This is a genomic window from Candidatus Neomarinimicrobiota bacterium (genome assembly GCA_022573815.1).
In the GTDB taxonomy this organism is placed as follows: domain Bacteria; phylum Fidelibacterota; class SORT01; order SORT01; family SORT01; genus JACZTG01.
In genome coordinates, this window is record JACZTG010000001.1 from 96,014 (window position 1) to 117,003 (window position 20,990).

General features: G+C 41.4%; 21 protein-coding genes. All 21 read left to right on the forward strand.

Annotated features, from left to right (window positions below; all coding sequences use genetic code 11):
- Nucleotides 1-7 precede the first annotated feature (7 nt).
- The 21 genes from accC to IIB39_00590 all read left to right on the forward strand — a co-directional run bounded on the left by accC (nucleotide 8) and on the right by IIB39_00590 (nucleotide 20,972).
- The gene (gene accC, locus IIB39_00490) at nucleotides 8-1,441 is read left to right on the forward strand and encodes an acetyl-CoA carboxylase biotin carboxylase subunit (protein MCH8927177.1); all 1,434 of its coding nucleotides are present in this window, start codon (nucleotides 8-10) and stop codon (nucleotides 1,439-1,441) included.
- Nucleotides 1,425-1,802 carry a glycine cleavage system protein GcvH gene (gene gcvH, locus IIB39_00495; protein ID MCH8927178.1) on the forward strand — a complete coding sequence of 126 codons (378 nt, stop codon included), beginning with the start codon at nucleotides 1,425-1,427 and terminating at the stop codon, nucleotides 1,800-1,802. Before accC ends, gcvH begins: the two co-directional genes overlap by 17 nt.
- Nucleotides 1,799-3,157 (forward strand): aminomethyl-transferring glycine dehydrogenase subunit GcvPA, encoded by a 1,359-nt coding sequence (gcvPA, locus tag IIB39_00500; protein ID MCH8927179.1) that lies wholly within the window; start codon nucleotides 1,799-1,801, stop codon nucleotides 3,155-3,157. Before gcvH ends, gcvPA begins: the two co-directional genes overlap by 4 nt.
- 3 nt (nucleotides 3,158-3,160) lie before the next feature.
- Nucleotides 3,161-3,907 (forward strand): geranylgeranylglyceryl/heptaprenylglyceryl phosphate synthase, encoded by a 747-nt coding sequence (locus tag IIB39_00505; GenBank protein MCH8927180.1) that lies wholly within the window; start codon nucleotides 3,161-3,163, stop codon nucleotides 3,905-3,907.
- Complete coding sequence (gene xerD / locus IIB39_00510; protein MCH8927181.1) at nucleotides 3,865-4,818, forward strand: site-specific tyrosine recombinase XerD; 954 nt, start codon at nucleotides 3,865-3,867, stop codon at nucleotides 4,816-4,818. Before IIB39_00505 ends, xerD begins: the two co-directional genes overlap by 43 nt.
- A 2-nt stretch (nucleotides 4,819-4,820) precedes the next feature.
- Complete coding sequence (locus IIB39_00515) at nucleotides 4,821-5,471, forward strand: site-2 protease family protein (protein MCH8927182.1); 651 nt, start codon at nucleotides 4,821-4,823, stop codon at nucleotides 5,469-5,471.
- Nucleotides 5,471-5,677 carry a hypothetical protein gene (locus IIB39_00520; protein MCH8927183.1) on the forward strand — a complete coding sequence of 69 codons (207 nt, stop codon included), beginning with the start codon at nucleotides 5,471-5,473 and terminating at the stop codon, nucleotides 5,675-5,677. The genes IIB39_00515 and IIB39_00520 overlap by 1 nt, the downstream gene beginning before the upstream one ends.
- Nucleotides 5,674-6,648 (forward strand): formimidoylglutamase, encoded by a 975-nt coding sequence (gene hutG, locus IIB39_00525; protein ID MCH8927184.1) that lies wholly within the window; start codon nucleotides 5,674-5,676, stop codon nucleotides 6,646-6,648. Before IIB39_00520 ends, hutG begins: the two co-directional genes overlap by 4 nt.
- The gene (gene mutL, locus IIB39_00530) at nucleotides 6,641-8,440 is read left to right on the forward strand and encodes a DNA mismatch repair endonuclease MutL (GenBank protein MCH8927185.1); all 1,800 of its coding nucleotides are present in this window, start codon (nucleotides 6,641-6,643) and stop codon (nucleotides 8,438-8,440) included. Before hutG ends, mutL begins: the two co-directional genes overlap by 8 nt.
- A gap of 37 nt (nucleotides 8,441-8,477) precedes the next feature.
- Nucleotides 8,478-9,413: a tRNA (adenosine(37)-N6)-dimethylallyltransferase MiaA gene (gene miaA, locus IIB39_00535; GenBank protein MCH8927186.1), complete on the forward strand. Its 936-nt coding sequence runs from the start codon at nucleotides 8,478-8,480 to the stop codon at nucleotides 9,411-9,413.
- A gap of 134 nt (nucleotides 9,414-9,547) precedes the next feature.
- Nucleotides 9,548-10,294 carry an ABC transporter ATP-binding protein gene (locus IIB39_00540; GenBank protein MCH8927187.1) on the forward strand — a complete coding sequence of 249 codons (747 nt, stop codon included), beginning with the start codon at nucleotides 9,548-9,550 and terminating at the stop codon, nucleotides 10,292-10,294.
- Nucleotides 10,291-11,094: an ABC-2 transporter permease gene (locus tag IIB39_00545; GenBank protein MCH8927188.1), complete on the forward strand. Its 804-nt coding sequence runs from the start codon at nucleotides 10,291-10,293 to the stop codon at nucleotides 11,092-11,094. Before IIB39_00540 ends, IIB39_00545 begins: the two co-directional genes overlap by 4 nt.
- 27 nt (nucleotides 11,095-11,121) lie before the next feature.
- Nucleotides 11,122-11,541, forward strand: coding sequence for a response regulator (locus tag IIB39_00550; GenBank protein MCH8927189.1), 420 nt, complete (start codon nucleotides 11,122-11,124; stop codon nucleotides 11,539-11,541).
- Nucleotides 11,542-12,327, forward strand: a complete 786-nt coding sequence (locus IIB39_00555) for a prepilin peptidase (protein MCH8927190.1) — start codon at nucleotides 11,542-11,544, stop codon at nucleotides 12,325-12,327.
- A gap of 35 nt (nucleotides 12,328-12,362) precedes the next feature.
- Nucleotides 12,363-14,117 carry a Flp pilus assembly complex ATPase component TadA gene (tadA, locus tag IIB39_00560; protein MCH8927191.1) on the forward strand — a complete coding sequence of 585 codons (1,755 nt, stop codon included), beginning with the start codon at nucleotides 12,363-12,365 and terminating at the stop codon, nucleotides 14,115-14,117.
- A 24-nt stretch (nucleotides 14,118-14,141) separates the two neighbouring features.
- Complete coding sequence (locus tag IIB39_00565; GenBank protein MCH8927192.1) at nucleotides 14,142-15,542, forward strand: sigma-54-dependent Fis family transcriptional regulator; 1,401 nt, start codon at nucleotides 14,142-14,144, stop codon at nucleotides 15,540-15,542.
- Nucleotides 15,542-16,753, forward strand: coding sequence for a type II secretion system F family protein (locus IIB39_00570; protein ID MCH8927193.1), 1,212 nt, complete (start codon nucleotides 15,542-15,544; stop codon nucleotides 16,751-16,753). Before IIB39_00565 ends, IIB39_00570 begins: the two co-directional genes overlap by 1 nt.
- Before the next feature lie 50 nt (nucleotides 16,754-16,803).
- On the forward strand, nucleotides 16,804-18,087 hold the full coding sequence (locus IIB39_00575) for a hypothetical protein (GenBank protein ID MCH8927194.1): 1,284 nt from the start codon (nucleotides 16,804-16,806) through the stop codon (nucleotides 18,085-18,087).
- A gap of 15 nt (nucleotides 18,088-18,102) precedes the next feature.
- On the forward strand, nucleotides 18,103-20,124 hold the full coding sequence (locus tag IIB39_00580) for a SpoIIE family protein phosphatase (GenBank protein ID MCH8927195.1): 2,022 nt from the start codon (nucleotides 18,103-18,105) through the stop codon (nucleotides 20,122-20,124).
- 39 nt (nucleotides 20,125-20,163) lie between these two features.
- Nucleotides 20,164-20,520, forward strand: a complete 357-nt coding sequence (locus IIB39_00585) for an STAS domain-containing protein (GenBank protein ID MCH8927196.1) — start codon at nucleotides 20,164-20,166, stop codon at nucleotides 20,518-20,520.
- A 14-nt stretch (nucleotides 20,521-20,534) separates the two neighbouring features.
- A complete protein-coding gene (locus IIB39_00590; protein MCH8927197.1) occupies nucleotides 20,535-20,972 on the forward strand; it encodes an ATP-binding protein in 438 nt (145 codons plus the stop codon).
- Nucleotides 20,973-20,990: the final 18 nt, after the last annotated feature.

The window sequence follows — 20,990 nt, forward strand, 5'->3', positions numbered from 1 at the left end:
CTCCCGAATGTTCAAAAAAATATTGATAGCCAATAGAGGAGAAATCGCTCTCAGGATTATCCGTGCGTGCCACGAGCTCAAAATTGCGACGGTTGCAGTATATTCTGAGGCTGATGAAGATTCTCTTCACGTAAAATTTGCGGACGAGGCGGTATGTATCGGGCCTTCTCCCAGCGCTGAAAGTTACCTTCTAATTCCACGAATTTTGGCATCGGCAGAGATTACCAACTCAGACGCTATTCATCCCGGTTATGGGTTTCTTGCGGAAAACGCGAATTTTGCTGGCTGCGTTGTAGATTCCGGAATAACATTTATCGGGCCGTCTTCTGAGGTAATTCAAGCAATGGGTGATAAAGCTAAAGCGAAGGCAACTATGAAAAGCGCCGGGGTTCCGGTCATACCCGGCAGCGAAGGCATCGTGGACAGCGTGGAAGATGCGCGAAAAATTTCTAATGATATTGGTTATCCTGTCATTTTCAAAGCTACGGCAGGTGGCGGCGGAAAGGGGATGAGGATTGTTAACAGTGAGAAGGAAGTGGAAAAACAGTTTCTCATGGCCAGGACAGAGGCACAGGCTAATTTTGATAACGGTGATCTATACGTTGAAAAGTATTTTACAAACTCGAGACACATTGAGATTCAAATTCTCGCCGACGACCATGGGAATGTGATTCATCTCGGTGAAAGAGAATGTTCCGTGCAACGCAGACACCAGAAATTGATAGAAGAATCTCCCTCTCCGGCCGTGAATGATGCACTGCGAAAGAAAATGGGCGATGCGGCGGTAAACGGCGCCAGAGAAGCAAACTACAGAAATGCAGGCACCATTGAATATTTGCTCGACAGCGATAAAAATTTCTATTTCATGGAAATGAACACACGAATACAGGTTGAACATCCGGTAACTGAGATGGTATATGGAGTTGACCTTATAAAAGAACAGATACGTATTGCTGCCGGAGAGCCTATCAGCACCGAGGTATTAACGGCTAAGCCGCAATGGCACGCTATTGAATGCCGTATAAATGCAGAAGACCCGGGAAATAAATTTATGCCTTCCCCAACTCTCATAACCGCTTTTCATGTTCCGGGAGGAGTAGGCATACGAGTTGACACTCACGCCTATGCAGGTTATGAAATTCCAATGTATTATGATTCGCTTCTTGCCAAGATGATCTCCTGGGGAAGAACACGGGAAGAAGCTATCGGAAGAATGAAGCGCGGAATCGAAGAATGTGTGATAGAAGGTCCGAAGACTACTTTACCCTTTCACCTTCAGGTTCTGAAGGATGAACGGTTTGCCAAAGGTGAATATGATACAAGTTTTATTGATAACTTTCATTTTGATCCCACCTTGATGAAAAGAGGTGATTATCCCGGATTAATGGAAAATATAGATAAAGAAAAAATTGAGGAGGTAGTGATTGAACCTACCGAATGACATAAAGTACACCAAAGAACATGAATGGACTAAAATTGAGGGAAATGTCGCCACTATCGGAGTTACTGATTTTGCGCAATCTGAGCTGGGAGATATTGCCTGGATTGAAATGCCGGAATTAGGTGCAGAAACTAAAAAAGGCGAACCTTTCGGGACAATAGAAGCAGTGAAAACAGTAGAAGATCTATTTGCTCCTCTTTCCGGAAAGATTGTTGAAATAAACGAAGATCTTTTAGATTCACCGGAATGGGTTAACGATGATCCTTACGGCAAGGGCTGGATAGCAAAAATTGAGTTCAGTGACGAGGCGGAACTCTCAAGTCTTCTTTCCGCAGATGACTATTCAGGACTAATTGAATGACCATCAAGGAAGCGTTTCATCTTATCCCCAACACCGAAAAAGATAGGGAAGAGATGCTCTCCGCTATTGGCGTTGAGAATTTTGAGGAACTGTTGTCAAATGTTCCGCCTGAGCTTCTTAACACAAGTTTTGATTCATTGGATGACGGACTATCCGAATATGAAGTATCGAAGATTCTAAGCGAGCTTGCCAGCGGCAATCTTCATTCAGGTGAAGCGGTTTCTTTTCTTGGGGGAGGGTCTTATGACCATTTCGTTCCCAGTTTAATAGGAGAAATTATAAGTCGCTCAGAATTTCTTACAGCTTATACGCCTTATCAGCCTGAGGTTGCACAGGGCACTCTTCAAGCAATATTCGAGTATCAATCTATGATTTGCGCATTAACGGGAATGGATGTATCAAATGCCTCAATGTATGATGGGGCGTCCGCACTCGCTGAAGCGGCGCTGCTTGCGACAGGCTATACGAAGAGGAACAAACTTCTGATTGCCTCAACAGTTAATCCATCTCACAGAGATGTGGTAAAAACGTATATCCAGGGCGATAATTTGGAGCTCGTCACTGTCCCTAATAAGGACGGGATCGTAAACATTGAAGAACTTAAGTCGTTAATTGACGCAGACACCGCCGCAGTTTTAGTCCAAACGCCGAATTTCTTCGGATGTATTGAAGACGCAGAAAAGATGGCGGATATCGCTCATGAGAACGATAGTCTTTTTATCGTAAGCGCTGATCCAATTTCACTCGGCATATTAAAAAAACCGGGTGAGTATGGCGCCGATATCGTCGTGGGAGAAGGTCAGGCATTGGGAAGCCCCACACAGTTCGGTGGGCCGTATCTTGGAATATTTGCTGCGAAAATGGAACTTGTGCGGAGGATGCCGGGCAGAATCACAGGACAGACCTGGGATGTGGACGGAAAAAGAGGATTTGTACTTACTCTGCAGACGAGAGAACAGCATATCCGAAGGGAGCGGGCAACTTCCAATATCTGTACCAATCAAGGTATTGTAATGCTTACAGCAGCTATTTACATGGCTCTAATGGGGAAAAACGGAATCAGCGCCGTAGCGGAACTGAGCGCTAACAGAAGCCATTATCTTGCGGATGAAATTGATAAACTACCGGGCTATGAGCTGATGTTCAGTGCGCCGTTCTTCAAGGAATTTGTTGTGAAAACTCCCGTTGCGCCCGAGAAAATAATTGAATCCCTTTTGTCAGAAAAATTCTTTGCGGGGATTGACTTATCACCATTTGACTACGAGATTGAAAACGGAATGCTCATTTGCGTTACGGAAAAAAGGTCAAAGGAGGAGATGGACAGGTTAGTCCAACTCCTTCGCGAGGCGGCTTAACAATTGTCCGCTTGGGCAAATCTTCTTAAGAAAGTTGAAACAAGGGGCAGCGCTTATCTTGTCCTGGTGGACCCCGATTCGATAGAACAGGATTCCGTTCCTGACATTGCAAGGCAAATATCGGATGGAGACGCGGATGGAATTCTCGTCGGAGGAAGTCTGATTAACAGTGGAGATTTCGAATCAACTCTTACCGCACTGAAAAAGTCCACCGATTTGCCGCTGATAATATTCCCCGGCTCGTCAGAGCAGGTGTCAGAGACAGCCGATATGCTGCTTTATCTTTCCCTGCTTAGCGGGCGAAACGCCGATAAAATTATCGGCGAACAGGTAAAATCGGCAATGCGGATAAAAAAATCGAATATAGAATCTGTTTCCACGGCGTATCTTCTAATTGAATCAGGGAGTATTACAACAGCGCAATTTATGAGCGGAACGCTGCCGCTGCCAAGGAAGAAATATGATATAGCGGTAGCTCATGCCGTTGCAGCGGAGCTTCTCGGTATGAAGGCGATATATCTTGAAGCGGGGAGTGGCGCGGATTTACCGGTACCGTTGAAAACCGTTTCCGCTGTGACCGCAGAAGTAGATATTCCTGTGTTTGTAGGCGGAGGTATTCGTTCTCCCGAAACAGCGGAGCTCAGAGCGCGAGCGGGCGCTTCTTTCATTGTAACAGGCAGTGTTCATGAATCGGAGATGGATTCTAAATCAGTAAAAGAATTCGCAAAAGCAATACATTGGAAAGAGTAACAAACAGTGAAAAGACTGAATTAAGCAACGGGTTACGCGATTTTTTTATCCACCTCCGATTAGAAAGAAACCTTTCGGAAAATACTATATCCGCATATGGCACAGCGCTAAATCGTTATCTGCTTACACTCCGGGATAAAGGAATCTCCAAAGCCCGGGATATTGATTCGGGAGTCATTGCTTCGATGTTCACCGAGCTGTCCGCATTAGGTCTCTCTGCCAGAAGCGTGGCGCAAAATTTATCAGCCATAAAAGCATATCACAGATACCTTGAGGACGAAAAAATAGCGGTGGAAGATCCCACAATTAATTTTCAGACGCCGAAGATAGGTAAAAAGTTACCTCAGGTTCTTGAGTATACTGAAATAAAGCGTATATTAGACGCAATTGATACATCCACTCTAATCGGGATTAGAGACAGGGCAATGCACGAAACATTATACGGCGCCGGATTGAGAATAAGTGAGTTGATTAACTTAAGTAAAGCGAATATTTTCAGAAAAGAGGAATTTATCAGGGTTATCGGTAAAAGATCCAAAGAAAGGTTTATACCTTTGGGGGAAGAAGCGTTCAGGTGGATTGGATTGTGGGAAACCGATGCGCGACCGCAATTATTCAAAATAGAAATTTCTGAGGATTATCTCTTTCTGAACAATAGAGGCAAGAAAATGTCTCGTGACGGATTCTTTAAGATATTTAAAAAATATGTTGCGAAAGCAGGCATAGACAAAAATATAAGTCCGCACACGATTCGTCATTCCTTTGCTACTCATTTGCTTGAAGGCGGAGCCGACCTTCGTTCGGTGCAGGAGATGTTAGGGCATGCCAGCATTGCTACAACTCAAATCTACACTCATCTTGATCGCGAATATTTGAAAGAAGTACATAAATCTTTCCATCCCAGAGGATAGATATGAATATTTCAGCACTGTTACTCAGCATTCCTCCGATTCTATTCGCGCTGAGTTTTCATGAATACGCACACGGATGGATGGCGAACAGATTGGGAGATCCGACGGCAAAAAATGAGGGTAGATTAACTCTTAACCCTCTTGCTCACCTCGATCCTTTAGGAACTTTAATGATAGTTATAGTGCATTTCGGTTGGGCAAAACCGGTTCCGGTAAATCCCTATAATTTGGCTGACCCGAAAAAAGATATGCTCAAAATTGCGTTGGCAGGTCCTGTCTCTAATGTACTGATGGCGGCGGCAACGGGACTTCTTATTCGCCTGATGCAAGGAATGGGTATGTATGTGGACGGAAGTTTTCTCGGGTTTTTTCAATATATGCTTTACTTTTTAGTGATGATAAATCTTGTTCTGGCGATTTTCAATATGATACCTATTCCGCCTCTCGACGGATCAAAAATACTATTCGGACTACTCCCAACCGAATATGAAGAAAGTTTTATAAGATATGAGAGCAAGGGACCTATGATACTTTTAGGTCTTGTAATAGTGAATAATTTCTTTGGAATACCAATATTCTCCACTTTTATTTCGCCTTTCGTAACATTCTTCAGCACTGTTTTCGTTGGCAGGAATCTCATAAGCCTTTTCTGATGTTTAATCGATTACCGAAGCCGCGGTATACATTCGATCCTTTTGGGGGAAAAGAATCTGATGATGACAAACCAAAAAAAATGATTTTTAAAAGAAAAAGATTAAGTATGAGAGAATCATCGGGTTCAGTTTGGAAAATCGTATTTATGGTTCTGGCTGTTTTCTGGATTATTCATTATTTTGGTGGTTTCGGCGGAGGAAAATGAAATTACTTTCAGATAAATTTGAACTTTCAAAGGCTGATATTCAGCGTAGGGATTCGGATGAAAGGGATCCGCGCGCGTTGGATTTGTTTAAACCCTACGAGGGTAAAAAGGTTGATTTCGGTCTTTTAGGAGTCCCGTTTGACGGAGCCGTAAAAGGCAGACCCGGCGCTCGCCACGCTCCTGACAGTATCAGGGAGGCTTTCAGGTTTTATTCTACATATAATTATGAGCATGATGTTGATGTATCCGGAATGAATGCGGCGGACTTCGGGAATGTTAAACTGACCCGGGAGAACGTTAAAGAGGCACACGATCGGATCACATCTGCTGTCGGACAACTGCTCAGCGTCGCCGATGTTCCTATGATAATGGGAGGGGATCATTCAATTACTTTTGCAACCGTAAAAGCGCTTTCCGAGGTGACCGAAGGAAATATCGGCATAATAACATTCGATTCGCATAATGATGTGAGGGAATATGAAGACGATGATATTTCAAGCGGCACTCCGTTCAGGCGGATTTTGGAGGAAATTGAGGGCGAACCTGTCAAGGGGAAGAATATCGTCCAAATAGGACTTCATGGATTTCTTAACTCTTCGTACTATCGTGATTATGCTATTTCAAAAGAGATGATGATTTTCACTGCCGACGTTGTTCGGACGATGGGGATGGAAAACGTTATTAAAGGAGCGTTGATGCAGGCAGGGGACGGCACAGAAGCGATTTACCTTAGCGTAGATATTGATTCGGTTGACCAGGCGGAAGCTCCGGGTGTTAGCGCTCCCAGCCCGGGAGGTCTCAGCTCTTCCGAGCTCCTTAAAGGGATTTTTCACATCGCAAGCGAATCAAAAGTAAAATGTATGGATGTTGTGGAAATAGCGCCGCCACTTGATTCGAGCGGAAACAGCGCACGGCTCGGCGCAAACGCTTTGTTGTATTTTCTTGGAGGAAAGGCTAAAAGCATTGGGTAATATTAAAGTTCTTTCCGATGATCTGATAAGTAAAATCGCCGCCGGCGAAATAGTGGAACGCCCCGCCTCTGTGGTAAAAGAATTAGTTGAAAACAGCATAGATGCTAAGGCTTCCCGGATAAAGGTAGCTATTATGAACGGCGGGAAATCTATGATAAAGATCGTTGATAACGGCAGCGGGATGACTGAGGATGACGCGCTTCTGGCTCTTGAGCGGCACGCAACGAGCAAAATACATTCCTACAATGATCTTGTGGGCGTGATGACTCTTGGATTTCGCGGCGAAGCTTTGCCGAGTATTTCATCAGTATCGCGGTTTGAGATTATCACCTCTCCCGCGAACGCGAAACACGGTACTAAGATTGTTGTAGCGGGAGGGAGTATCCGTTCAGTAAGTCCTTCTGAGGCAATTGAGGGAACGTCTATAACAGTCAAAAATCTCTTTTACGCTACCGCAGCCCGGCGGAAGTTCCTGAAATCTGTTCAAGTTGAATACAGGCATATCCTTGAGGCGGTAAAAAGGTTTGCATTGGGATATCCTGAGATTGAATTCGAATTTTATAACGGTGATAAAAAAGTATTTCATACAAAGAAAAGCGATTTGGAAGAACGGATCGCCACCACGTTTAGCCGCGAATACATTCCAAAAATAAAGGAAATCAATGGCAGTGGAAGGACTGTTACGGTCAGCGGCTATGCGGGAGACTTGAAGCTTTTACGCCGGAGTCGGGGAGAACAGTATCTCTATCTGAACAGACGATATATCAAAGACAGAAAGATGAGTTCGGCGGTGTTTAAGGGGTATGGCGATCTTATCGGCAGAGGAGAATTCCCTTTTTTCGTCTTAAATCTCACCACCGACCCGAAAAGCGTTGATGTAAACGTCCATCCTTCTAAAATGGAAGCCAAGTTCAAGAATGAATGGGACGTATATGAGACCATTAAAAATTCTGTTCACGAAGCAGTGCATCCCGCTTCCCGGCAGATGACCGATACTTTTAGACCTGTTTACAACGATCAGATGAAAGTTGCCGAAGAGACGAAATCTCACCATAACAGCACTGTCATACAATTTCTTCCTTCCCGACCGGCGCCGAACGAAAGCGTTCGTAATGATAGTCTCGATCGTCTGTCGGATATGATATCCGAAAAAGAGAAAGGTTTTTCTCCGGCAGTGAATACATACATTGAAACTTTTCCGGAACTTGAAGGGAATTTGCCTTCACCTGAAAAAATAGTATGGCAAATTCATAATAAATATATCATTTCCCAGGTGAAAAGTGGCTTGACCATAATTGACCAGCATGTGGCTCACGAGCGGATTCTTTATGAAAAAGCGTTGCACTCATTAGAAAAAGGAGGCGGTCAAAGCCAACAGCTTCTTTTCCCCCACAAAGTGGAGCTATCGCCGGAAGATTACTCTGTCCTATTGGAAATACTTGTGTTTATGAATAAAATTGGATTTGAGATAACTGAATTCGGCGAACGGACTATATTGATTCAAGCCGTACCCGCTGATATCAAAGCGGGAACTGAAGGAAAAGTATTAAGCGAGATTATAGACAATTTTCGCGAAACCAATGGAAAGGAAATTCCGGCTCATAAAGCTCTTGCCGCGAGTTTTGCGTGTAAGGCAGCTGTGAAAGCAGGAGAAAAACTCACTCACGAGGAAATGATCTCGTTGATCGAAAGGCTGTTCACCACAGAATATCCTTACTTTTGTCCACACGGTCGTCCGGTTATTATCAACCTGACATTAGATGAATTGGACAAAAGATTTGAACGAAAATGAATGTTTCGCCCCTCAATAATTTTAGCTGAATAGAGCATTGGGTCAATTACCCGAAGTATTAGCGATTGTCGGTCCTACAGCGATAGGGAAGACTGAAGTCGGTATCCGTGTGGCAACCGAGCTGGACGGAGAGATAATCTCTGCTGACGCAAGGCAGATATATCGGTATCTGAACATCGGAACTGCAAAGCCTTCATCCGGGGAAATGAGAAATATTCCGCATCATATGATTGATGTGGTGGAGCCGGGAGAATATTTCAGCGCAGGGAAATTCGGTGAATTAGGTCGTGAACATGCCGCGGATATTCTAACGCGAGGGAAAACGCCGATTGTTGTCGGAGGCTCCGGGTTGTACGTTCGGTCGCTCTTAGATGGTTTGATTGAAGGCAACGCTCGTGATGATTTGGTGCGGGAGAATATTTCCCAAGAGATTAAAGATTTTGGAATTCAATCGGTATATGACCGCTTAATGGAAATAGATTCCGATTATGCAGAGAATATATCGCCCAATGATGAAGTCCGTATAGTCAGAGCGTTGGAAGTTTATACTCTGACAGGGAAAACTCTCACTGAATCCTTTTCGGATCAAAACAGCTCACCGCATTTAAATACACTTTTCGCCGGGTTAATGATGAACAGGGAAGAGCTCGTGAGCAGAATTGAAGAGCGGGTGGATAAAATGATAAAAGATGGGTTGGTTGATGAGGTAGCGAAATTAATTGAGTCAGGCTATGCAGAAAAGATTAAGAAATTGCAGACAATAGGATATAGCGAGGTAATAGAACATCTTGAAGGTCGAATAAACGAGTCAACAATGCTATCCGAAATAAAAAAGCACAGTAGGAGATATGCGAAACATCAGATGACGTGGTTTCGGTCAGATTCTCGGATACATTGGATAGACGTTGGAGAAATAGGCGATCCGGCATCGCAAATAATCGAATATTGGAACAATCGAACTGCACTGAATTGAATTTATTGGATTTAAGGCATCAGAAGGTAATTTTCCCCTTTTAAACTCTTCACTTGACATTAAAGTGTATAAAATTTATACTATTTTTAGCGAGAGTGTATAATTATTAAGCTGTCTGAGCGAATTTGATTGATATGAGTGGAAAATTGCATACAATTGAAGTAAAAAATCTCAAGAAAAATTTCAAAATCAGCAAAAATAAGCAGATTTCTGCTCTTAACGGGATATCGTTTAACGTAAAACAGGGGGAAATTTTCGGTTTTATCGGTCCCAATGGCGCCGGGAAAACGACCACAATTAAGATATTATTAGGATTTATTCCTTCGACGTCGGGCGAAGTCAGCATAATGGGGCATGATGCCGAATCTGCGCGGTTTTGCGTGAGAATCGGTTATATGCCCGAAGATCATTCATATTATCCTCATCTTAAAGTAAAAGATTTTCTGAAGTATTTAGCTGAACTATCATTCGAATCGGGTTCCGTATCAGAGAAGGTCGATAAAGTGATTGAGAGTTTTAATCTGGAAAAAGTATATGACAGGCGCCTGGATGATCTGTCTCTCGGTTGGAATAAAAAGGTTGCATTGGCAGCTGCGTTCGTTGATGACCCTGAGATAATCGTTTTGGATGAACCTATATCGGGATTGGATCCTATTGCTGTGGAAGAGCTTAAATCTCTTTTGAAAGAATGCAAAACTATGAATAAAACGGTACTCTTTTCTTCGCATCAGCTTTCGGAGGTAGAACAAATTGCTGATAGCATCTGTATAATTGACAAAGGTGATATTGTTAAAAAAGGTCATATTGATGAGCTGCTTTCAAGTTCCGATGCCGGCTCCTTAAAGGAACTATTCTTAAACGCGGTGGGGGAACACTCTTGAGACGCACTTTGCAGATAGCAAAGATGACCTTCGGCATTTTCTTACGGAGACCGGAAGTTTTAATGGTGGCGGCTCTCGGGTTTTTACTCATAACCGGAGTGAGCATGGTACTTCTTAATGAAGATTTGGCTCGGCAAGTCAGCGTCGGAATACAGAAATCCCAGGGAATCGAAATTGAAAAGAAGACTTTTATAGAAGGCAGTCTGGTTTATGCTGAAATTTTTACGGTTATCGCAAGCTTTTTGGTGGGGATGAGCCTTATCGGCAGGGATATCAAGTCAAATTCAATTTCGCTTTATCTGGTGAAGCCGATTACAAGAGTGCAATATCTTTTAGGCAAATATCTTGGCGGAGTACTGTTATCAGTTTCGATATTTTTATTTTATCTTATTTTTATAACTATTGTCCTCTATATAGACGGCGGGGCTGTTCAAATTCCGTTTTTTAAGATTATCTTATTGACGTTTTTTAAGATCGCTCTTCTTTATTCCATAATTATCTTTTTTGTGCAAAAAATGCCCGGATTCGTTGCGGCATTGTTAGGCTCGGCAATATACATCGGCGGCTACTTTGCAGGGGATTTTTATCTGATGTCACTGAGCACAGAAGGATTAATCAAATACACTTCAGCGTTAGTCTATTATTTCTTGCCGCATATGGTGAATGTGAGTCCCGGTTCTGTTATGAGTTCATCAACCGACCTTTCGGTTTTTTTCCGGTGGGCATTCGTCTATGGACTATTATATTCAGGTATATGGCTATATGGGGCATTAAAGTTATTTAATAAAAGAGCGTTATGAGAATATCACAAAATATGAGGAAAATCAATGGCATCACCGGATAAAAGACCTGTTGTATTGGTAATCAGCGAAAAGCCGAATGAGGTGTCAGATTTGGAAACACAACTTCCCGAGAAGGGTTTCGACGTAATAATCGCTTCCGACGGTTATGAAGGTTTACTGCTCGCCCGGGAGAAAAAACCCAATCTTATCATAACAAGCTTTAAAATTAAAAGGCTTAACGGCGCGAAATTAGCAAGATTGCTCAAGTTCGACAAAAAATATCAGGACATTCCGATTATCGCTATTTTGGAAAAAGACAGTCAGGAAAATCTTGACGAAATCCATAGCTTGAGAATTGAGAGATATGTCACAAGACCTATTGACTATGACAATCTGATAATGAACATCAGGAACCTTTTCTCGGAAAGCGAAATCGGCGGATTTATAGAAGAGGCATTGCTTTAATTGACTTTTAATCCTCAATATATTCTTGATACGTGGATTTTTTTGGTTGGTGCCACGGTTGGAAGCTTCCTCAATGTGGTAATTAGCAGACTGCCTCGAGGTGAATCTATCGTGAAACCGGCTTCTCATTGTCCAAAATGCGATACGCCTGTGAAGCCTTACGATAACATTCCGATTTTGAGCTGGCTGCTTCTCAGGGCAAAATGCAGGAGCTGCAAAAAACCTATTTCCGTACGATATCCTTTAGTTGAGTTAGGAGTGGCGCTGTTGTTTTTAGCGATGTATCAATTTTTCGGATTATCATGGGAATTTATGAGCTTTATATCTTTAGGACCGTTATTGCTTGCGGTGAGTCTTATTGATATAGATACACAGCTAATTCCCGATTCAATTTTGATTACAGGCGCCATTATAGGAGTGTTGCTCGCTCTGTTCGGTGACGCCATCTCAATAGAAAATTCGCTAATCGGGGGAGCTGTAATGTCCGGAACGTTCTTTTTGATTGCTCTATTGGGGGAAAAGATTTTTAAGAAAGAATCTATGGGATTCGGGGATGTAAAACTTTCTGCGATGATAGGCATATTTATAGGCTGGAAATTAGCTTTGTTAGCGATATTTCTATCGACGATTTTCGGTTCTATTATCGGCATGGGAGGAATAATATTAGGTCGAATGAAATTCGGGAAACCGTTTGCGTTCGGCCCTTTTATTGCCCTTGGAGCATTTGTCAGCGGCTTGTGGGGAGAAGATATACTTCGGCTTTATATTGAATGGGCATTTGGATGATAATAATATTATTAATAAATAAATAAGGATATAGCATGACTGCAAGAGGAAGTGATCTCATTGGTGATATTCTTTTACAAGATAATAAGATATCTAAAGAGGATTTAGAAAGAGGATTGGAACTGCAATCTGATTCAAACGACACCTTAGGCAATATCTTAATAAAAGAAAAAATTGTTAATGAAGATACAGTTGTTCAGGCGCTCGCTAAGCAATCAAGAATCCCATATCTTGATATAGAGGATTACTCTCTCGACGTCGATTCATTAAAGGTTTTAAAGGCTGAAGAAGCCCGCAAATTACACGTGATGCCCTTGTTTGTTATCGGTGAAAGTCTGACAATTGCTATCAGCGATCCATCTGATGTGCTTTCGGTGGACGAAGTAACCAGAATCACTCTTTTAGATGTGGAAACTGTCCTCTCAACATCAACTGCCATTGATAAGGCGTTGGATACCTATTACGGCACCGGAGATCTGCTCAAATCACGCACAAGCACTGAAGATGCGGCGGCGCAGCTACAGGAATTAGGAGCTGAAGCAGCCAGCGGAGAAGAAGATGTATCTGTGGTCAAAATGCTCGATATGATAATAAATCAAGCGATAAAAACATCGGCATCGGATATTCATATAGAGCCTGGTGAGTATGATATACGGATCAGGTATAGAGTTGACGGCGCTCTACAAAAAGTGTTCACTCCGCCGAAAAAACTTCAGTCCGCGATTATTTCCAGAGTGAAAATTATGGCTTCTCTTGATATTGCGGAAACGAGATTGCCTCAGGACGGCAGAATTCGGCATAAAATAGGAGATAAAAAAGTTGATATGCGTATCTCAACCTATCCCACTTTTTATGGTGAGAAAGTGGTGATACGTGTTCTTGACATTGAGAAGGCACAAATATCGTTACCTGCTTTAGGTCTTACAGGGGTAAACCTTGACAGATATATGAAGCTTATTAAAAACCCAAATGGAATTATTCTTGTCACAGGCCCAACAGGTTCGGGAAAAACCACAACTTTGTACGCAAGTATCAACGAGATCAACAGAGAAGAGATTAATATTATCACTATAGAAGACCCTATCGAATATGAATTGCCAGGAATCAATCAAGGTCAGGTCAATCCCAAAGCCGGAGTGAGTTTCAGTACTGCGCTGAGAAGTATTCTCAGGCAGGATCCCGATGTGATAATGGTCGGGGAGATTCGAGACCTTGATACGGGTGCATTGGCAATCCAAGCTGCTCTCACAGGCCATCTGGTATTTAGTACTGTTCATACCAATGACGCAGCGGGAGCCATAACGCGATTAATAAATATGGGAATAGAAGAATTTCTTGTGGCATCGACGATGAGAGGAGTAGTTGCCCAAAGACTGGTAAGGAAATTGTGCAATGAATGCGCTAAGAGATACAGACCTACAGAGACAGAACTAAAAGCGCTCGGATTAAAACCGTCAGATGATATTATCTTCAGAAAGCCTGTAGGATGTATGTCATGCAGAAAAACCGGCTATCAGGGAAGGATAGGATTATACGAAGTGTTAATTCCCAATCAGGCAATTGTGAACCTAATTCTCAATGGCGGCACATCGGCAGAGATAAAAATAGAAGCGGTGAAAAACGGAATGAAAACTCTTCGATTGGAGGGTTTGGAAAAAGTTAAAAAGGGATTGACCTCAATAGAAGAAGTAATGGTAATCACAGCCTCTGATTATGATGATGATTATAGCAGCGCAGATGAGGATGAATTGAATGGAGCAGTTGGTGATTCAACGATTGAACAAAATTGAATTTATAATTAGACAAGGATAATTATGCGTCGACTTTTTATTGTAGAACCGGATAGTTCGACCAGAAAGGCTCTGAAAAAAACAGGATTACGGGAAGGATGGGACGTGAACTCCGTGAGCGGTGGATTTGATGCTCTTGATTGGCTTGCTGTCCATAAAACTGAAATAGTCCTTATGAGTATGAATCTTCCGCTCATAAATCCGCTAAAAGTTTTGGAAAAGATGAAAAGACTCTGTAAGCATACTCCAATTATCCTAATGGCTGAATCAAATAATAATTTAGATATTACTAAAGCGTTTCAGGGAGGCGCATTTGATGTTGTTTTCAAACCCTTAATTCAGGAATTACTATCTGACTGTCTTGAAGATGCGCTGAGTTTTGTCGAATTAGTTCCATCTTTAAGTAAAGCTGAGCTGCTTCATCCGTTCCTTCAGGGATACGGCGATTTGGACGGAACCAGCAAGGCGTCACAGAATTTATATATAAAAATAGACAGAATATTGGATTCGGATATCAGTATAATGATAAACGGAGAGAGTGGAACGGGAAAAGAGGTAGCAGCCAGAACTATTCACCGGTTCGGAAAATTGAAAGACCAACCATTTGTTTCAGTGAATTGTGCCGCCATACCGGAAAATCTTCAGGAAAGCGAACTTTTCGGATATGAAAAAGGGGCCTTTACAGGAGCGGTTGCCCAAAAAACAGGAAAATTTGAGACCGCAAACAACGGAACGCTTTTTCTTGATGAGATAGGGGATATGAGTTTACCGCTGCAGGCAAAGATATTGAGATTTATAGAAACAGGCGAGCTGGAAAGAGTGGGAGGAATAGTCCGAAAAGATGTGAGGGTTAGATTGATTACAGCTACAAATAAGAATTTGCTTGAGGAAGTAAGAGCAAAACGATTCAGGGAGGATCTGTTTCATAGGCTTAATGTTTATCCTATAACGCTTCCATCGCTTAGAGAAAGAAGAAAGGATATACCGCTGTTGTCTTCATTAACGTTAATGAATATGATTGGGAATAGTGATAAAAATATAATAATTCCTCCTGATACATACGATTATCTCAGTCAAAATAATTGGCCGGGAAATGTAAGAGAACTCATTAATTCATTAAACAGGGCGATTGTGAGCACAAAAGACGGTGTATTATACCCGGAGTCATTTTCGTTGAGCGAGAGTGTGGAACTCGAAGTCCAAAATGAAATATCATTGGAAAAAGAAATTAATACGATGACAATCCCTACACTGAAAAAAGTAGAGATGGACGCTATATTGAACGCATTGAAAATCACCGACGGAAATATCAGACAAGCATCAAAAGCGCTTGGTATAACAAGAGCAACAATGTATAACAAGCTGAAACGGTATAACATTAAAGTTAGAAGAGAAATAAGAGTTGTGAACTCTCAGGAGATCTGATGCCGGAATTCACTTATAAAGCTAAGAATATGAAAGGCGAAATTTTCACCGGAACTTTGAACGTTGGTTCTAAACAGGAAGTAAATGAATACCTTGATGTTCAGGAATATTTTCCATTAGAGATCAAAGAGAAAAAAGAAATCAATCAAGGTCCGTCATTTATGGACAGATTTCAAAAAATCAAAACTGAAGAGATAGCCAACTTTACCCGCCAGGTTGCTACGCTCATCGGTGCAGGCGTACCGATAGTGTCCGCATTGGACGCGTTGTATGACCAGGAGGAAAATGAACGGTTTAAAGGAATTTTAAAGACGGTAATAACCGATGTAAGCGCCGGATCCAGCTATTCTGACGCTCTTATGAAACATCGCACAACTTTTTCGAATTTATACGTGAATATGGTACGGGCAGGAGAGAGCGCCGGTGTGCTTGAAGATGTGCTAAAACGATTGAGTGAGTTTATGGAACATGACGAATCTGTCAGAAAAAGCATCAAAAGTGCTATGCGATATCCGATAATTGTAATGATTGCTTTAACGATGGCATTCTTTTTTGCTGTTACGTTTATTATTCCGAAATTTACGGTTATGTTTGAGCGATCAGGGGTAGAACTTCCATTCATCACGCGGATGCTGCTGGCTCTAAATACTATTATAACAGATTATTGGTATCTGGCGGCTATCGGAATAGGACTGACTATTTTTCTTGTTAAACGGGTTCTCGGCACTCAGCAAGGAAGATTGGTTTGGGATGGATTTAAGCTCAAACTCCCGATTTTCGGAACGCTGTTCCTGAAAAATGCGATTTCGCGATTTACGCATATGCTTGAAACGCTGAATTCCAGTGGTATTCATATAATAGAAGCTCTGCAAATATGCTCGGAGACTACAGGGAATGCAGCTATAAGTCGTGAGATAGATCAAACAAGATCCGAAGTGGAAATCGGAGCAAGCTTGGCTGATGCACTTGATAAAGGAACCATTTTCCCTCCAATGACTATAAGGATGATACGGACAGGACAGGATGCGGGATCACTCGACGAAATGCTGCGAAGTATTTTCGTTCAATACGATGAAGAGGTGGATTATCTCACAAAAAGGCTTTCAGCTCTTGTTGAGCCATTGATGACAGTGGTAATCGGAGTATTTATCCTGATTATAGCTCTGGGAATATTCTTACCAATGTGGGGAATGTACGAGGCAGTGAAATAAAGAGCGCTCAACCAAATTCATTCGCGCGAAACTTTAGTTGCGCCCCAATTTTGGCGTTTTTTTTCATTCTTCTTTCTTGTGACGGGAGAGATTTAACGGATGGCGGAAACGACAACGGAATTACCACACAATTTAATTTAAGCGTAATGTCCGACGAGCTGAAGGTAACGTTAAATTGGGATAAAATCAGTGATGATAATCTTGATTTATATAACATTTATCGTTCAGAGAATGAAGGCGAATTTATTTTATACGATACAGTAAATATTGCTTTAAATACATTCAGCGACACAGAAGTGACTGCTGATTTTATTTATGAATATAAGATAACTGCGATATTTGACGGCATCAGAGAATCCGACCCGTCAGAAATTGTGAGAATTATTCCCGGATTCACTAACCTTTGGGTATTGGACTTTCAGGGCGATGTTTTAAGTGAATTGACTCATGATGCAGCTCATTTTACCGGAAATTTTTTTGATAACTTGACGCTGCCGGTGGCGCTCGACATCGATGAAAGAAACGGTTATATTTACTACATTGATGGATCGAATAAGACTCTTAATTTGGTTTTCGAAGGATCTGAACCATTACTTTTGACAAATGCTGAGGGGAACGCTCAAATGTTTTCGGATCCGACTGATGTGGATTTTGATATGCTCAGAGATGAAATTTGGTTAACAAACGGCAATTCGGGCGCTCTGTTTCATTTCGCAATGATAAACCAATCCCAATGGGTCCTTTCCGATTCCCTAAATACAGGTGGAGACGCAATATACGGTCAGCTGGATATCGCAAGAGGGGATTATTGGGTAGTGAACAGTAAGGGAAAATCAATTGAAATATTTCAGAATAGAAATGGTGAATTTGTACAGATTTCAGCCACAGGCTTTGCGAGCGGAAACCTTACCCTTGCATTGGACGCGGATAGAGCAACGGCGTATGTCATAGACAGGTCAAACGGTGATATATTTTGGGTAAAGGCATCGGGGGAAACAACTTTAATAACTAATATTAAAAATGCATTTTTAGCTGCGGTTGTGCCTTCTACAGGCGATGTGTGGCTTATTGCTGATGACGATGAGAATGGCATCGCAGATTTAGTAAAACTATCAATCGTAGGAAGCCGTATACTGGAAATAATGAATCTATATTCTCAGCCCTCGTGGATAGGAGTAAATCCAATTAATATGAACGTTACAGTGTTGAACACTGCTTCAGGGGAAGTTAAAATTGATGTGTTATCCAATAGCACAGGGGAAAATATAAGTTCATTCAAATCTTTGAATTTTCCCGCAATTGCCCGAATTGTAGATAAAAGAAATAGGATTTAAATTTTATAGAAGAAATTGAAAGCATTTTCTAAAAACTTCATTCTTTTACTTCTGCCTTTGCTGGTTTTTTTTGTTGTCTACATCGGAGATACGGTATTTAAGATTAATACCGGTGTAGTAGAAGTATTAGCGTGGCTAAGAGAATTATTACTTCTTGGAGCTATCGCAGGACTTGTGCCTCTTCTCTCTTCGCTGAAGATTCTTAATCCCGGCAAGACAACAGCAAAATTCAGAGTATTACTTTTCGTTGTTATAGCATTTTTTGTAGTTTCCGTCGTTCACAAATTTGTTTTAGTCCCAATATTCGGTACTCTCAATGGATATGTATTGATATCCATAATCTACTCTTTTTTAAGCATTATAGGGTTGATCCAAATTCGGGACCTCATCTACTTTAAAAGAAAAAAAAATACCGGCAAAGTATTTGCCGCGCTAATCATATCAATTTCTATGGTTTCTATATATGGCGGATTAAGCTCAAAAGATTTTCAGCAAATATTGGGCATAGTGATGATTCCAATCGGATTCGCAATATTCAATTCGTTTAGGGTTTCATGGATCGCTTATTTGTCTAAGAGTCAAAAATACCTGGTTTTACTCTTCTGTATGATTTTAGTTGCCGGATCATATTTTTTAAGGGATTTGGTTATAGCATCAGCATTATTTGAATATAGCTACAGTGTAGAAATATTTGTACATCTTGCCACAACTTCAATCTCTATATATACGTTTTTTGGAATGGTTGGCTTACTGCTTCACCTTCCGACAGCAACGTTATTCGACCGGAAAATAAGAGATATTGAGTCTCTTCAAAGTCTCAGCCGGGCGGTGAGTTCGGTTTTAGATGTAAGTAAACTCACGGAGATGATTTCAGAATTCACTGCTGAATATTCCAACTCACAATACTCGTGGTTGGTATTAAGAGAGCCTGATGATGACGAATTTTACCTTATGTCAAGTCATGGACTCACAGAAGAGCAACAAAATAATATGAGTTTTAAAATTGACGAGGGAACAAGCGGCCTGATTTTTAAAAGCGGCGAACCTTTGATTTCTCAAGATGTGGCAAGAGAAGAAAGCACCAAGCACTTAAAATTCTGGAATGCAGGAATAAAATCACTTATAGGATATCCCCTTATATCCGAAGCGGGAGTTATAGGTATTCTCTACGCCGGAATGAATGAAGAATACGGATATGATAATGACGACATAGACTTAATAGGCGCATTCTCAAATCATATAGTAATCGCATTGGAAAATGCTAAATTGGTTGAAGGGTCCATCGAAAAAGAAAGACTCGAACATGAGCTTAGACTTGCCCACGAAGTACAGCTGAATCTTCTTCCGAAGGGTGTTCCGGATTTACCCGATGATTTCGACATCGCTGCTGCCAGTATGCCGGCTAATGAAGTTGGCGGCGATTATTTTGATTTCATTGAGATTGATGAAAATCGTATCGGACTTGTTATCGGCGATGTTTCAGGCAAGGGAACATCAGCTGCATTCTATATGGCCGAAATTAAAGGGATGATTCAAGCCTACAGCAGAATTTATGATTCACCACGTAAAATATTATGCGATGTAAATCGCGCACTATACGGTAATCTGGACAGCCGCTCCTTTATATCGCTTACCTACGCCATTGTGGACAGTAAAAAACATAAAATGAAGTACTCAAGAGCCGGACATATGCCTATACTGCGCTATCTCGAAAAAGAGAACGAATGGTCCGAATTGGAGCCAAAAGGGATAGGATTAGGTATGGATAAAGGCGATATCTTCGATAAAGTTATCGAAGAAGCGGAAATAAAGCTTAAAAGTGACGAGCTTTATTTCTTTTACACTGACGGCGCTTCGGACGCGATGAATCATAATCAGGAGGAATTTGGAGAAGAAAAATTGAGAATATCGTTAACAAAACATTATCACTTGAGCTGCGAAGAGATAAAAGCCAACCTGATTAATGATATTTGGAAACATATCGGCAAACAAGATGTGCATGACGATATAACGATGATTATTATGAAAATTAAGTAACAATAAGCGTTTCAGAACGTAAATAGCAGGGAGAGATAAATGCAAACAGACATAATATTGAAGAGAGAAGACATTAATGGAGTCTCGGTAATTCACGTCGGAGGATACCTTGATGCTCATACAGCAACAAAATTCGAATCGTTAATACTCGAGTTGACCAATGCAGAAAGATATAAACTCATCCTGAACTTCAAGGAACTTGATTACATTTCAAGCGCCGGATTGGGAGTTATTATGGGAAATATCGAAGAGATACGGAATCATGATGGAGATATCAAGCTGTCTGATATGGGCGAGAAAATTTACAGAGTATTTGATTTAGTGGGATTCCCGAGTTTGTATGACATATTCGATACTCAGAAAGAGGCTGAAACTGCTTTCGAAAGCAAAAGCTAAACGGGGAGAGAATAGTGTCCAACAAAGATTTTATACTGAAAATTCCCACTCGCAGCACAAACCTGAAAATAATTCGTGATTTTATAATGGATGTTTCCGACAAAGCGGGATTTGAGAACGAAGCGTGCTGTGATATTGCGCTTGCGGTTGATGAAGGATGCACAAATGTTATAAAACACGCATATAGGGGTGGCGATGGCAAGGATATTATAATAAACGTCAAGTATGATAAAGAAAAAATAACTATTATCATATCTGATACGGGTAAAGGATTTGATTCAGAGGTTTATGAAACCCTTGATTTAGAGGAATACCTTATAAAATTGGAAAAGGGCGGATTAGGAATTCACATTATGAAAAATACAATGGACGAGATTGATTTTAGGAAGGAAAAGGATAACATTAATTCCGTTCATATGATAAAATTTTTACCGCAGGAGAGTGCAGATTAAAAGATGAATTCCAATTCC